We start from the raw sequence: 12,937 nt of genomic DNA on the forward strand, positions 1-12,937 counted from the left end.
TTTAATACCTCCTTATATGATTTTTATATATTAACTAGCTGCTTAAGTGGCTCATATGGGAGCTCTAAACAACTAGCTATCTGCTCTATTGTCATGCCTTCCAATTCAACTTCATCAAATTTAGTATTGTTTAGTTTAAATGCAAAATAATTTGCCTGTTTTTCAAATTTACCTTTGTTAGAAAAGGTAAATGCTGCACATAATAAATCAGGGTTACACAAAGCGTGACCAAGTTCATGGCTTAAAATGAATTTTTCTAATGATAAAGGCAAATTGTTTTTTATAAATATAGCCTCGTTATTTTGAAAATCTCTATAATAAAAAGCATCTTTTTTTCTTAAAATTAGATTGTTTGAATCTAATTTTTTAATTTTTATACCCAAATAATCACAAAGTTCATATACATTTCGAGTATTGTATTTATCTATTAATCCAAGAATAATGTTATCGATCCATTCCATAAGTCTCATCCCCAGTACAAATATTACTTTTTATATTTAAACCCTAATATGTGTAGTTGGTGTAAGAGTTCATTTGCAAACTCCATAATTTCTTCATCAGACATTTTGTTCACATCAAAGCCACCATATGCTGCTATGGCTGGTTGTTTTAAAATAAATTTCATAGCTGCCTCAGGTGTCTTAAATTGTATTTCATCTGATAATGAAGAGTTTAAATATCTTTCTTGTTCTGATTTGTTATATTCTTTAACTATTTCCTCAGTCATGGGTTCACTGTCCTCTTTGTAAAGGTCACTAACATAAATGTTAAGTGCATCTGCAATTTTATTTAATATATCATAGCTTGGATTATCCTTTTTATTTTTTTCAATATCGCTAAGATAACCAACTGACATATTACATTTTTTTGCCAAAGAGCTGAGGCTCAACTGGTTTAATTCTCTAAATTTTTTAATATTATCGCCTATCAATATAAACAACTCCTTATAATTTCGCTGTCAAAGAAATTATAACCCTTATTTTTTTCTCTGTCAATGAAAATAAAAGAAAAACTTAGCTTTTCTCTATAAGAGAAAGAAGACTTTCTTTAATGGCGAAATATAGTAAAATATGTCATTTGTACGTTGACAGAGAAAATGATATTATTCTCTCATAGAGAAAAAGGAGGCAAACAAATTGAACAAGATAAAATTCTACAGGCAGAAACAAAATATTACTATTACAAAACTTTCAAAAGTTTCAGGAGTTGCTATTGGATATATTAGTGATTTAGAAAATGATAAAGAAGGAATTAAAAATCCAAGCAAATCAGTAATGATTAGTATAGCAAATGCCTTAAATCAAAAAGTTGTAAATGTGTTTTTCCCAGAAGAAGTAGAAAGAGAGGTAGGCTAATTGAAAGATTTAGTATTAATCAAAAGTCAAAATTTTAATTCAACATTATGTGATTTTTATCAAAATAGCAACAAAGAAATTTTTATGACAAGAGAACAGATTGGAAAAGCTCTTCAATATTCAGAGCCAATGAAACAAATAGCCAAAATACATGAAAGGCACAAAGAAAGGCTTGATAAATTTTCATTCGTCAAAATGACGAACGGAAGAAATGTTTATTTTTATTCCATGAAAGGTGTATATGAAATTTACCGTTGGAGTAGACAACCCATAGCAGATGAATTTATTGATTTTGTTTGGAATGTCATGGAGGAGATAAGAAAAGGAACTTTCAAAATTGAGCCAATACAGCTCCAACTTATGAGAGAGACGAATAAAACGCTTAAATTTATTCAGAGTAAAAATGCAAAAGACAGTATAGCCAAGCAGCTACTCGAGAAAATGTATGGAATTGATATACCAACCTTAAATGTAGCTCAAAACGAAGCTGATAATACAGTTGTTGAATTTATAAACACTCAATGTAGATGTACTGAAAGTGTTTCTATAAAAGTATCAATCCTGTATGAAAGTTATATTTCGTGGTGCAAACTTAACAAAATTAAGGGCTTAAGCAAAATCAATTTTGGAAGAAACATAAAACTTTTAGGAATTGAGCAGGAATTAAAACATATAGGACGGATTTGGATAGGAATAGAGTTGTTAAAAGGAAGGGGAGTGAGTTAATGAACAAGATAAATTATGATGACTTACTTTTCACAGTACCGGAGGCTTCAAAAATTTTAAAAGTAGAACAAAAGACAGTTAGAAACTTAATTGCAAAAGGATTTTTACAAGCTTTAAAGCTTGGCAGAGTAAAAATAAGAAAAGTTGAAATTGAAAGGTTTTTGCAGTGGTCACAAGGCAAAGATTTAACTGATTTAAATAACGTTAAGGAGTTGAATTAAATGAAAAATATTAGCGATAGACAAGGCATAAAGGAAGGGTGTAAGTATATTTTAGCAAACTATGGTTTTGATATAAGCACTGTAATTGAGGGACACGTTCCATCTCGTGCATTTATTCTTAGTGGTCAGAAACTTGGCAATCTAAATTTATACAAAGTTCAATTCAAATACAAAAGTAGTTGTTTCGAAATGCTGTACTGTACAGAGGATGACAAGATAGTTTATTTAGTTGAATTTTAAGGGAGGAATTTCAATGAATAGTTTACCAGTAGCAGAAAAAATTAAGGGATTTAACAAATTACCCTTAGAAGCTCAAAAGATTTTTACAGGATTTCTTAAAAACTTTTATGCAGCATTTGAATTCCCACAGGATCATGAAGTTGCAAAAGTTGCTATCGCAAAGGAAGGCCGAGGAAAACATACAACACAATTCATAAAAGCTACTACTAAAAATGGTGAGTGGTTTAGAGTTCTATCTCCACATACTTGGTATTAGGGGGTTGTCTATGACTGATGAAGAGAAAAGAACTAAGATAGCATACTTGCAGCAGGGACTTGAACAAATAAAACCTATGATTTCAGAAAAACAATACCAAGAAAGAAAAGAGACTGTTGACCAAGAAATTAAGGAGCTAGGTGGTGAGAATTATGGAAGGAGAGAAAATAGAGTATGACTGCCACGGATTAATGAAATATAATCCAAACTTTCATGATAGGCAAAACAAACCATGGAGTTCTGACGAAATTGATTATCTATTACATTGGTATAACAAAATTGATGGCGAGGAAATGAGCCTAGCACTTGGCAGAACAATAAATGTTGTCCGACAAAAGGTAAATATGCTTAGAAAACAAGGAGTTATGCCAAAAGTTACATGTCACATTCGAAAGAAGGTGAATAAGCAATGAGTGAACTTGTTAAGGCTTTAAGCCAGCGTATAGATGAATTACAAAATGAAAATCATGATTTAAAGAATAGGAATGAAGCATTGAAAGCAGAAAATGACAGCCTTAATGAAAAGATTTTGGATTTGGAGGCTTGCAGATGATAGCAGTTGTTAGCATAAAAAGAGCTAATGAAATAATCGATAAATGTGAGCCTGTGGGACTGTTTTTAGTAATTGAAGATGATATGTTTGTTGGAATTGATAACTCTACAGGCGAGGCATGGACAGAAGAATTTACAGACTTGAATAAATGTCTTAGATGGCTACATGGTGGAAATTTAGATGAAACGGAGGAGATAAAATTTGAAGAACAAAGCGTTTGAAACAATTATTGATCTTATAAACAATCAACTTTCAGTTCTAGGTCAAAATGGTTATAAAATTTTTGATGCAGAAAACCCAGAATTTTTTATACAAAGGGTTAGATATGACAGCGAGGACGACACAATCAAATTTGATACTGAGGAACAGTAAGGAGGAAAAATTATGATAAGAAAGGAGCTTGAAAGCAAAGGCATCAAAATGACTGATGATGAGTTTTCGGAGGTCATGGAGGAAACTACTAGTGATATCAAGGGGAACAGGCTTAAGTTAGGTGTAAAAAGTAATAAAGACTACTTGGTTAGAACTGCAATTATTTATTATCAAATTTTAAAAAGAATGGAGGCATAAATATGTGGGTTAGAAGCCAAAGCAAACATTATCTGGGAGACTACAAAGAATTAGTGATTATATGTAATGGAGTATATGGTTATGCAGTGAATGGTGATAGTACATTATTAGGGAAATATGACACAGATGAAAGAGCTCTAAGAGTATTAGATACAATGCAACAAAAGCTAATTGCTGGAGCTTCAAAGGACGTAATTGTAAATGGTACAAGATATTCAAAACAATTTGTGTTTCAAATGCCACAGAAATAAAAAAGAGCTCTTAGAAAAAGAGCCAAAAATAAAAATTCGATATTTTCATTCTAATACAGAATGGAACAAAAATCAAATGGAGGTATAAATAAATGAAGTCATTAGTAATAGAATCAGAAAATTGTTTATTAACAAAAAGTGAATATGGCACTGAAATTGATGGAAGAGACTTAGGAAAAATAATTGCACATAACATAGAAGGTTTGGAAGATTATAAAAAACAGCCTGTGAAATTAGAAGTGAAAATAACACCTTTAGGAAATGAAGGGATAACTATTTTGGTGGATGGTAATGTAAAGGATCAAGAAGAAAGTGAGGAAAATGCTAATGAGTGAAGCAAGGGAAACTAAGACAATGAACATCCACCAAAAATTACAAAGATGCAGGGTAGAGCTCCAAAAGGCAGACTTAAAAAAGACAGGAGAAAATAAGTTTTCTCATTACACCTATTTTGAATTAAGTGACTTCTTACCCAAAATCAATGAACTAATGGACAAGTATGGTCTTGTAGCATTGTTTACCTTTACATTGGAGGAAGCTAAGCTAACCATAATAAATACTGAAAACACAGAGGAAGAAATATATTTTTCAACTCCTATAGCATTAGCAGAGCTTAAGGGATGTCACGCTATACAGAATATAGGAGCCACTCAGACATATGCAAGAAGATATCTTTATGTTATGGCTTTTGAAATAGCTGAGGGTGACGCACTTGATGGAGCAGAACCGGACGAGGAAGCAATGCTTAAGCATAAAAAAATAGATATAGCCAAAGTTGCAACTATAAAGGAACTACTTGAAAAAACCAACTCAAACGAAAAGAAGTTTTTAGAGTTCTTTAAAATTAAAAAGGTTGAAGATATTACAAACGGTAATTTCCCAGCAATCATTCAGACATTGCAGAAAAAATCAGAGGACATGAAAAAAGAAAATAAAGTCCCGGACTTAGGGATTTAGGAGGAATTTAGATGTTAGATTTTGAGATAAAAAGAGAAGTACTTCCAGTAATAGCGATAAATTTTGATGAAATGAAAGCAGCTCTTTCAGAGAAGATGGAGCAGTACAAAGGAATAATTGTTACCGAGGAAGGTTTAAGCACTTGTAAGGCTGACCAAAAGCAGTTAGCAGGACTTAGAAACAAGATAGATACTTTTAGGAAAGACAAGAAAAAGGAAATGTCAGAGCCTATAACACAGTTCGAGAGCCAATGTAAGGAATTAATTTCTTTAGTAGAAAAGGCAGAAAAACCAATCAAAGAAGGCATAAAGGTTTTTGATGATAAAAAGAGAGAAGAGAAAAGACAAAAAGCCTTAGAACTTATACAGGAGAGCGTACAAGCTCATGAGCTTAACGAAAAGTATGCAAGTAAGTTAACTGTACTTGATAAGTACATGAATCTCTCAGCCTCCGTAAAAAGCGTTAAAGAAGATATAGAACAAAGAGTTTATGCTTTAGTTCAAGAGCAGGCTAAAGAGCAGGAAATTATACAAATAGTTAAGACAACAATAGAAAATGTTAATAAGGAAATAAATACACCAATCAAATACGAAGATTTCAAGAATCTTGTTGAAAGAGGTTATTCAGTTCCGGAGATAATAAACAGAATTAACCAAATGGCTGAAAAAATTAAACTTGCGGAAAATCCACCAAAAGAAGCACCACAACCAACAGCAGTGCCAGAACCAGTGGAAGTTCCACAAGCTCCACCCGCTCAATTTCATACAGAAGCAGTTCAAAACCCTGTAAAGGTAGATGAACCTTTATATTTTGTAAGCTTTAAAATTACAGGTAATGTGCACCAAACAGCAGCTATTGGACAATTCTTAAGAGATAACAAAATTAAATATGAAGTTTTAGATAAAGGAGCTGTTAAATAATGAAAAATACTAAAATTCATTTATGTGATTCATGTAAAAAGATTTTTCCAGAATGTGAACCTGTTGAATCAGAGTTTGGTGATGGATACGGAAATGATAATGTCATTGAATGTTCTGGATATGAAAAGGATGATGATAAAGAATGAAGGATATTCAAGAAGTTAAAAAGACAATTATAGAACTGCTTAACAGCACCGGAAGGAAAGGCATTGATAAAGTAATAAAATACATGGAGGAAAGCGACTTCTTTGTCGCTCCCGCCAGCACTAAATATCATGGAAATTATGATGGTGGACTAGCAGAGCACAGTCTGAATGTATATAGTTTGTTTTCAGAAAAAAATAAGAGATTTAACCTGGGATTATCTGAAGAAACCGTAATTATAGCAGCATTATTGCATGACTTCTGTAAGATTAATTTTTATAATAAGCAGCAATGTTGGCGAAAGAATGATGCTAACAGATGGGAGAGCTATGACGGTTATAAGGTCCAAGATGATTTTCCTATAGGTCATGGAGAAAAGTCAGTTATTATGCTTCAATATCTTATTGGACTTACCAAACAAGAAATAATAATGATTAGGTGGCATATGGGCAACACTGAACCGAAAGAAATGATGATGAATTTAAGTAATGCATATAATTTATTTCCTGCGGCTGCTGCACTTCATACGGCAGACATGGAAGCAAGCTACTTACTAGAGGAACATATAGAACCTGGACAGGATCCAAACCAAATGAGAATTAAGTGAGGTGAAGTGGATGTTTTTAAAAATTGATTATGGTGAATTCAACGAATCAATGAGAGCGTATATAGCTTTGCCAGACAGGGAAAGAAAACAAGCTTATTTGGAGTTGTTAAAAGAGAATAAAGCGCTTAAAAGTTCACCTATAGCAGTTAAAACAGATAATAACATAAATGATGATTACAAGATAGAAGCCGTTGATGTTTTGAACGTAACTTTATTTAAAAGAAAAGTTATTGAAAAAGGCAAAAACGAAGGTGAGATTGCTTGGGTTCCAATATCTTATGAACCGAATGTAAAAGAGGCCTTAAAGACATTAGTAAAAAGAGAAATCAATGGGACAGGATTAAAGGATTTTATGGCGGTAGTTGATAAGGTTGACAAGCTCATGGAGCAGATAGATGGATTTAAAGTTAATTATGTATCTGAAAGTGAGGTGAAAGAATGAACAAAATAGAACTTGTTGGAAGATTAACAAAAGATCCGGAGTTAAGTTTTACTCCGGGAAACGGACTGGCAATAACAAAATTTACATTAGCAGTTAATAGACCGAGGTTTGATAAAAATAAGCCCCAGGAGGCGGATTTTATAAATTGTGTATGCTTTGGAAAAAGAGCTGAAGTAATAGCAAATAATGTTGCAAAAGGACATAGATTTGGAATTTGTGGCAGATTGCGAATTAACAAATATGTTGACAAAGAAGGTAATAATAGATGGAGCACGGACGTATTGGTTGAGGATTTTGACTTTTTGCAGGACAAAGGAAATAATTCAGCACCAAATCAAAGCAGTCCAGCAACAGACAAGCCACCAGCTTCAAATTATAATGATATGCCTGTTACCCCTATCGACGACGGAGATATTCCTTTCTGATACATCACAGTTTGAATATATTACGTCGCAAAAGGAGTGATGAAAACGCCTACTGCAAATTGTGAAATACCAGTTGATTTTAAAACATGCGAAGAATGTGATGATAATACATGCTTTTATTTTAAGAATGATAGATGTACCTTTTTAGATTCAGATACTCAAATATGGTTATCTGGAAACGAGGAAAATATGTAAAAACAAGCGGAATTAATTCGCATTTCAATATAAAGAAAGGAAAATATAAAAATGGATAATGTAAAATTTAAAACAGACCAATTTTGCAAAAATAAGTTAATTTACAAAGCAGATAAGGCATATGAGTGTATTACATCCGATAAAGACAATTATTATGTAAGGCAAGAAGGATGTCCTAAAGGGCAAAATTGGTGTACAAGACTTCCTAAATCTTACGAAGGAAAATTGTTTGAATTTGTAAAATAGTTTGCAATTCAAGAAGTGTACGAAGGGAGTGTGGGTAAAGTGGTGTCTCAAATAAAAGTAATCATGCTACCATATAAAAATTTTAAAGACAAGATTAAAAAAGTAAAACAATTTGAAAGTAAATATCATATTGAAGATATATCTCAAATGGAAAGTGTTAGAGGATTTTTATATATGGAAAGAAGGACAAAAGAGGTGAGAAATAGTGGAGCATAATCTTACAAAAGTAGAGATTTGGAAAGATATTAAGGGATATGAAGGGTATTACCAAGTTAGTAATTATGGTAAGGTAAAAAGTTTGGACAGGATATCAATAATGAAAAAGGGTACAAAGAGAAGAAAAATAGGGCGAGTCTTGAAACCTGGGCTAGATACTAAAAAGAGATATCTACAAGTTAATTTATCAAAGAATGGAAAATGTAAAGTATGTCGGGTTCATGATTTAGTAGCAAGAGCTTTTGTAAGTGGGTACTTTGATGGTGCAGAGATAGATCATATAGATACCATCACTACAAACAACAATGCAAGTAATTTAAGGTGGACAAACAGGAAAGGCAATATGGCTAATCCTATAACGCAAATGAAGATTAAAAATAACATAGATAAACAAAAGATACCTGTAAGAGGCATAAATATATGCAATGGTGATACTGTTCATTTTAACAGCGTAAGAGAAGCTAAAAGAAACGGATTTAAAGGGATAGGAGAAAATATACACGGCAGGACAAAACATTGCGGCGGGTATGTATGGAGGTATGATAATGTTTTATAGATTTAGTGAAAGCGAAATAAAAAAATTGTTAAAGGAAAACTTTCAAATAATAATTGATACACGGGAACAGCAAAATCAGCATATTTTAGATTACTTTGATAGAAATAAAATCTTGCATAAAACAAAAAAGCTTGACGAAGGCGATTACACTGCAATTATTACAAAGTGTCCAGAAAGGGGCATATACAGGGATATTTATTTCCCTGTAGCAGTTGAAAGGAAAAATTCAGTTGATGAACTTGCCGGAAACTTAGCAGAAGAAACCGACACACATGATGATATAAGACTTATAAGAGAACTTCAGAGAGCCAAGACTAAAGGTATTAAAATGTATCTCATTATCGAGGACAAAAATGGAATGGAGAACATAAAGAAAGGTAATTATAGAAGTTTGTACAGACCTAAAGCGTTTTTAGGAAGATTGAGCAGCATACAGGATTTGTATTTGTATGACACCATATTTACTGAAAATAAAAATACCGGTTTTGAGATATATAGAAAGCTCTACTATAGTGTTAGGAATTTTTTAAAGGAATTGGATGCTGATATAAGCCCGGAGGCAGAAGGCTAGTAGTATGAATATATTGGCAAGAAAAGGAGATAAACATGAAAACTATAAAGAAGGTTTTATTTTGCAAAGAATATGAGTCACCTATTGCTTATGGATATAAGAAAGAACATAGAGTTAAGACTTATATAAAAGTTATACTTTGCTTCGATTTTAGAGAAGGATTAAGATTTACTGTTAGTGTTGCAAATATGTCATTTTGTCATAGGAATCCATTTAAAGCGTTTATTAGAGTACTTGAACATGAAAGTATAGGTATGGCAAAATATCAGCAAATGAAAGAAGATACTCGGAAATGTGGACTATACAAAAAATTAGATGTTGGGTTTTTAAACCATACTGTAAATAATTGATTAATCCTTCAAATAAAATTTCACATTAGAAAAGAGGTGAGAAGGTGGAACTTCAAGACATAGATTTAAAAACGCTCATAGAAAGAGAAACAGGACAACATTTTAATAAACAAGGGTACATTAAGTGCCCTTTTCATAACGAAAAAACACCTTCCCTGTCAGTTAAGTTTTTCCCGGATAAAAACAAAGAAAAATTTAGATGTTGGGGCTGTGATAAACAAGGTGATGCCATCGACTTTATTATGGAGCTTAAGGGAATTGATTATATAAAGGCAAGAGAATACTTAGGGCTTTCAGTAGAAAAAAGTCCCCAGGAGGAATTAAGGGAAAAAGTTAAAGGCTATATTGAATGGGAATTAACCAAGTTTAGAAAGGGTCAACAACTCTTAGGAATATTTAATTTCGTGAACGATAAGGGTGAAATTGCTTATTTTAAGGCTAAATTTAAGAACGCAGAAGGTAAAAAAGAACTCTCTTACTATCACATAGAAAATGACAAAGTAATAAATAAACGTGGTTGCGATGAACTTCCATATAATCTGTATAAGGTCATAGAAGGCATTAAGGATAAAAAAGTAATAATTATATGTGAAGGTGAAAAAGATGCCAACACGCTTAACTCACAACTTAAAAATAGCGATTATGTTGCGACAAGCATTAAAGGTTGCAAAAATATTTCTGTCTTAGAAGGTGCAAGAATTTATGTATGTTCTGATACTGGAGAAGCCGGGGAGCAATACAAGTGGCATATTTATAAAGAGCTTTATAAAAATTCTCAAGAGTTTAAATTTATAAATCTTCCAGGCATAAAAAGTTTAGGAGACAATAAAGACATTACTGACTGGTTAGATGTCGGACATACTAAGAAAGATTTAATTAATGCATTTAATAGAAGCTTAGATTTAAAAAGTAAATTTGAGTTACAGCAGGACAACAGAGGAATTTATAAGCAGGTTCCAAAAGAAAAGGATGATGAAATAACTTATAAAAAGAAATATTTAACTGATTTTAGGTTGCTTGAAGCAACTAGGGTTAAATTTGTTGACGAGGATCAAGAAGGTGTTAAGTTAATTCTTAAATCTTCTACAGGAGAAACAATAAGCAAGCAAGGTGCGGCAACTGTATTTGATGATGTTAAGAGCTTTAAAAATTTTCTCGGTACCTTGGATTTAGCCTTTAAGGGTAGGGTAGATGATTTAACAGACTTAAAAACTTGGATAAATAAGTTTTTTGCACTGGAAACAGAGGAACTATTCAACGGTATACAATTCAAGGAGAAGGACAACCAAGTGCTTTTTATAACTAATGATGGAGCTGTGGGGAAAGATAAAATTTATCCAAATATTAAAAGTGATGGACGTAACAATGTTGATGTAATGGAAATAGAAAAGTTGACAGCCGCAGAGCTAAAGGAAATTAAAAAGCATCTTTTTAGGTTCGCATCCCCAGAAAAAACAATTTCCATCATAGGTACTATTATAAATAATTTAGCTGTAGCACAATGCAGAGCGGCAAAAATTAAACTACATCACCTTTTAATAATTGGTGAGAGTGGCAGCGGTAAAAGTACCATACTGGAGAATGTAATAGCTCCGATATTGAATTATGCCACCAATGAAATTAAATCATTAGGTTTGGCCACGAATTTCAGTTTAATAAAAGACCTTAGTGATGGCAACTACAGCATGATCTATGAGGAGCATAAGCCTTCAAGATGGGACAGGTATAAAATATCAAAAATATCTGAAGTGCTAAGAAATCTATATGATGGCTCAACAGTAGCTAGAGGTGATAAATCTTTAAAATCTAAAAACTTTTATTTAGGTCGTCCGGTGATTATAGCTGGAGAAGAAGGATATTACAACAATGAAAAGGCCCTTATGGATAGAAGTTGCATAATATATACATCTAAGAACGAAAGGACTTCTGAGAGCGGCAAAGAGATAAAATGGCTTATGGAAAATGAAAATTTATTAAATAAATTAGGTAAAAGCTTAATTGAAATAATATTAAATTTATCAGTTGATAAGTATATTCAAATAAGAAACAAGGTTTCAGAAAGCATCCAAGATTTAAAAGACCGACCCCTTAACACTGCTATTAATATATGCGTAGGCATGGAAATTCTTAATTTACTTCTTAAGAAATACAAAATTAAGACAATTACAGGATATACGGACCATATAGTTAAAAATATAAAACTGGAAGTACTTGAGGGCGGCGAAGAAGCTCACTCCATAGTAGAGCAAATGATTACAATATACAATGATATGATAGATGATAAAAGATGTGAAGGCATGAATGTTATTGTGCGTAGAGCTGATGGGATATTTATAAAAACCTCTGAAATGTTGAATCAAATAAGAGTTTACATGAAAAATACAGGATTGAATATGCATATTTTAGAAAACAGGGATTTTAAAAAGCAAGCAATGAAGGCTGGATACTTAACAGGGACAGCCAATAAGCTTATAAGGGTTGATGGTAAAATTGTTAGATTTGATACCTATAACATGGAAAAGCTAAGGAAACTTAAAGTTGATGCAATAGCCCCACCAGATGCTTATGACGTTACGAATGAGGATAACGTTATTCCATTTTGTTAGTATATTAAAAGAAGGCGATTAAATGGCTACTACAAAAATAGCAGCACGAATTGATGATAATTTATTCAAATTTGTTTCAGACCAAGAAGGTAAAAATTTTACGGAAAAGCTTGAAACTGTTATAAAAACAGCCATGTCTGACAGAAATATAAAAATGGCAGACAGTGAAATGAGTATACATGAAAAATATAAATACATTAATGAAATCAACTATTTGAGAAGTGAATTAGAAACAAGAATTTCAATTTTTGATGAAAGCTATAATTACTATAATCTTGGATCATTTCTTATGAATCTTGAATTTATTGGGAAGTTCAGGAAAGGTATTAGTTCTTACTGGAAAACTGATAAGTATTTTGACATGCTATATGAAAGATTAAAAGAAGTCTACCATAAAGCATATTCAGCAGAACAGGAAGAAGAAAAGAAACTATATGGGAGCATTACAAGTCGTAGAGACGAATTTAGAGCTATTCCCTTAGAAAGTAAAGACGAAGATAACATTACTTAATTTTATTAATTAGGAGGAG

The 12,937-nt window shown here is 32.3% G+C and carries 29 protein-coding genes; 27 read left to right on the forward strand and 2 right to left on the reverse strand.

Annotated elements, in window-relative coordinates; all coding sequences use genetic code 11:
• Positions 1-23 precede the first annotated feature (23 nt).
• Together LQK79_RS03620 and LQK79_RS03625 are read right to left on the reverse strand one after the other, a co-directional pair.
• The gene (locus LQK79_RS03620) at positions 24-461 is read right to left on the reverse strand and encodes an ImmA/IrrE family metallo-endopeptidase (RefSeq protein ID WP_231015569.1); all 438 of its coding nucleotides are present in this window, start codon (positions 459-461) and stop codon (positions 24-26) included.
• A gap of 23 nt (positions 462-484) precedes the next feature.
• The gene (locus tag LQK79_RS03625) at positions 485-931 is read right to left on the reverse strand and encodes a helix-turn-helix domain-containing protein (protein ID WP_231015570.1); all 447 of its coding nucleotides are present in this window, start codon (positions 929-931) and stop codon (positions 485-487) included.
• A 205-nt stretch (positions 932-1,136) separates the two neighbouring features.
• On the opposite strand from LQK79_RS03625, the gene LQK79_RS03630 reads away from it, so the two are divergent.
• From LQK79_RS03630 to LQK79_RS03760, 27 genes are all read left to right on the forward strand, one after another.
• A complete protein-coding gene (locus LQK79_RS03630; protein ID WP_231015571.1) occupies positions 1,137-1,355 on the forward strand; it encodes a helix-turn-helix domain-containing protein in 219 nt (72 codons plus the stop codon).
• Complete coding sequence (locus tag LQK79_RS03635) at positions 1,356-2,081, forward strand: primase-like DNA-binding domain-containing protein (protein WP_231015572.1); 726 nt, start codon at positions 1,356-1,358, stop codon at positions 2,079-2,081.
• Entirely contained in the window at positions 2,081-2,302 is a 222-nt protein-coding gene (locus tag LQK79_RS03640; protein ID WP_231015573.1) for a helix-turn-helix domain-containing protein, read from the forward strand. The genes LQK79_RS03635 and LQK79_RS03640 overlap by 1 nt, the downstream gene beginning before the upstream one ends.
• Complete coding sequence (locus LQK79_RS03645; protein ID WP_231015574.1) at positions 2,303-2,542, forward strand: hypothetical protein; 240 nt, start codon at positions 2,303-2,305, stop codon at positions 2,540-2,542.
• 13 nt (positions 2,543-2,555) lie between these two features.
• Positions 2,556-2,798 (forward strand): hypothetical protein, encoded by a 243-nt coding sequence (locus LQK79_RS03650; protein ID WP_231015575.1) that lies wholly within the window; start codon positions 2,556-2,558, stop codon positions 2,796-2,798.
• A 10-nt stretch (positions 2,799-2,808) separates the two neighbouring features.
• Entirely contained in the window at positions 2,809-2,976 is a 168-nt protein-coding gene (locus LQK79_RS03655) for a hypothetical protein (RefSeq protein ID WP_231015576.1), read from the forward strand.
• Positions 2,951-3,211 (forward strand): hypothetical protein, encoded by a 261-nt coding sequence (locus LQK79_RS03660; protein WP_231015577.1) that lies wholly within the window; start codon positions 2,951-2,953, stop codon positions 3,209-3,211. Before LQK79_RS03655 ends, LQK79_RS03660 begins: the two co-directional genes overlap by 26 nt.
• On the forward strand, positions 3,208-3,351 hold the full coding sequence (locus tag LQK79_RS03665; RefSeq protein ID WP_231015578.1) for a hypothetical protein: 144 nt from the start codon (positions 3,208-3,210) through the stop codon (positions 3,349-3,351). The genes LQK79_RS03660 and LQK79_RS03665 overlap by 4 nt, the downstream gene beginning before the upstream one ends.
• Positions 3,348-3,572, forward strand: coding sequence for a hypothetical protein (locus LQK79_RS03670; protein ID WP_231015579.1), 225 nt, complete (start codon positions 3,348-3,350; stop codon positions 3,570-3,572). The genes LQK79_RS03665 and LQK79_RS03670 overlap by 4 nt, the downstream gene beginning before the upstream one ends.
• Complete coding sequence (locus LQK79_RS03675; RefSeq protein WP_231015580.1) at positions 3,553-3,723, forward strand: hypothetical protein; 171 nt, start codon at positions 3,553-3,555, stop codon at positions 3,721-3,723. The genes LQK79_RS03670 and LQK79_RS03675 overlap by 20 nt, the downstream gene beginning before the upstream one ends.
• A 12-nt stretch (positions 3,724-3,735) precedes the next feature.
• Positions 3,736-3,921, forward strand: coding sequence for a hypothetical protein (locus LQK79_RS03680; RefSeq protein WP_231015581.1), 186 nt, complete (start codon positions 3,736-3,738; stop codon positions 3,919-3,921).
• A gap of 2 nt (positions 3,922-3,923) precedes the next feature.
• Complete coding sequence (locus tag LQK79_RS03685; RefSeq protein ID WP_231015582.1) at positions 3,924-4,172, forward strand: hypothetical protein; 249 nt, start codon at positions 3,924-3,926, stop codon at positions 4,170-4,172.
• A gap of 92 nt (positions 4,173-4,264) precedes the next feature.
• Complete coding sequence (locus LQK79_RS03690; protein WP_231015583.1) at positions 4,265-4,507, forward strand: hypothetical protein; 243 nt, start codon at positions 4,265-4,267, stop codon at positions 4,505-4,507.
• Entirely contained in the window at positions 4,500-5,129 is a 630-nt protein-coding gene (locus LQK79_RS03695) for an ERF family protein (RefSeq protein WP_231015584.1), read from the forward strand. Before LQK79_RS03690 ends, LQK79_RS03695 begins: the two co-directional genes overlap by 8 nt.
• 11 nt (positions 5,130-5,140) lie before the next feature.
• The gene (locus tag LQK79_RS03700; RefSeq protein WP_231015585.1) at positions 5,141-6,049 is read left to right on the forward strand and encodes a DUF1351 domain-containing protein; all 909 of its coding nucleotides are present in this window, start codon (positions 5,141-5,143) and stop codon (positions 6,047-6,049) included.
• Positions 6,049-6,195, forward strand: coding sequence for a hypothetical protein (locus tag LQK79_RS03705; protein WP_231015586.1), 147 nt, complete (start codon positions 6,049-6,051; stop codon positions 6,193-6,195). Before LQK79_RS03700 ends, LQK79_RS03705 begins: the two co-directional genes overlap by 1 nt.
• Positions 6,192-6,800 carry an HD domain-containing protein gene (locus LQK79_RS03710; RefSeq protein ID WP_231015587.1) on the forward strand — a complete coding sequence of 203 codons (609 nt, stop codon included), beginning with the start codon at positions 6,192-6,194 and terminating at the stop codon, positions 6,798-6,800. The genes LQK79_RS03705 and LQK79_RS03710 overlap by 4 nt, the downstream gene beginning before the upstream one ends.
• A 10-nt stretch (positions 6,801-6,810) precedes the next feature.
• On the forward strand, positions 6,811-7,242 hold the full coding sequence (locus LQK79_RS03715) for a hypothetical protein (protein WP_231015588.1): 432 nt from the start codon (positions 6,811-6,813) through the stop codon (positions 7,240-7,242).
• Entirely contained in the window at positions 7,239-7,667 is a 429-nt protein-coding gene (locus tag LQK79_RS03720; protein WP_231015589.1) for a single-stranded DNA-binding protein, read from the forward strand. The genes LQK79_RS03715 and LQK79_RS03720 overlap by 4 nt, the downstream gene beginning before the upstream one ends.
• A gap of 39 nt (positions 7,668-7,706) precedes the next feature.
• Positions 7,707-7,862 carry a hypothetical protein gene (locus tag LQK79_RS03725; RefSeq protein ID WP_231015590.1) on the forward strand — a complete coding sequence of 52 codons (156 nt, stop codon included), beginning with the start codon at positions 7,707-7,709 and terminating at the stop codon, positions 7,860-7,862.
• Between the two features lie 51 nt (positions 7,863-7,913).
• Positions 7,914-8,108, forward strand: coding sequence for a hypothetical protein (locus tag LQK79_RS03730; protein ID WP_231015591.1), 195 nt, complete (start codon positions 7,914-7,916; stop codon positions 8,106-8,108).
• A 30-nt stretch (positions 8,109-8,138) separates the two neighbouring features.
• Positions 8,139-8,324 carry a hypothetical protein gene (locus LQK79_RS03735; RefSeq protein WP_231015592.1) on the forward strand — a complete coding sequence of 62 codons (186 nt, stop codon included), beginning with the start codon at positions 8,139-8,141 and terminating at the stop codon, positions 8,322-8,324.
• On the forward strand, positions 8,314-8,880 hold the full coding sequence (locus LQK79_RS03740) for an NUMOD4 domain-containing protein (protein WP_231015593.1): 567 nt from the start codon (positions 8,314-8,316) through the stop codon (positions 8,878-8,880). The genes LQK79_RS03735 and LQK79_RS03740 overlap by 11 nt, the downstream gene beginning before the upstream one ends.
• Positions 8,870-9,451 (forward strand): ERCC4 domain-containing protein, encoded by a 582-nt coding sequence (locus LQK79_RS03745; protein WP_231015594.1) that lies wholly within the window; start codon positions 8,870-8,872, stop codon positions 9,449-9,451. The genes LQK79_RS03740 and LQK79_RS03745 overlap by 11 nt, the downstream gene beginning before the upstream one ends.
• A 35-nt stretch (positions 9,452-9,486) precedes the next feature.
• Positions 9,487-9,801: a hypothetical protein gene (locus tag LQK79_RS03750; protein ID WP_231015595.1), complete on the forward strand. Its 315-nt coding sequence runs from the start codon at positions 9,487-9,489 to the stop codon at positions 9,799-9,801.
• A gap of 44 nt (positions 9,802-9,845) precedes the next feature.
• Positions 9,846-12,407, forward strand: a complete 2,562-nt coding sequence (locus LQK79_RS03755; RefSeq protein ID WP_231015596.1) for a CHC2 zinc finger domain-containing protein — start codon at positions 9,846-9,848, stop codon at positions 12,405-12,407.
• A 22-nt stretch (positions 12,408-12,429) separates the two neighbouring features.
• Complete coding sequence (locus LQK79_RS03760; protein ID WP_231015597.1) at positions 12,430-12,918, forward strand: hypothetical protein; 489 nt, start codon at positions 12,430-12,432, stop codon at positions 12,916-12,918.
• Positions 12,919-12,937 lie beyond the last annotated feature (19 nt).

The organism is Clostridium guangxiense (assembly GCF_021043395.1).
Taxonomy (GTDB): Bacteria; Bacillota; Clostridia; order Clostridiales; family Clostridiaceae; genus Clostridium_S; species Clostridium_S guangxiense.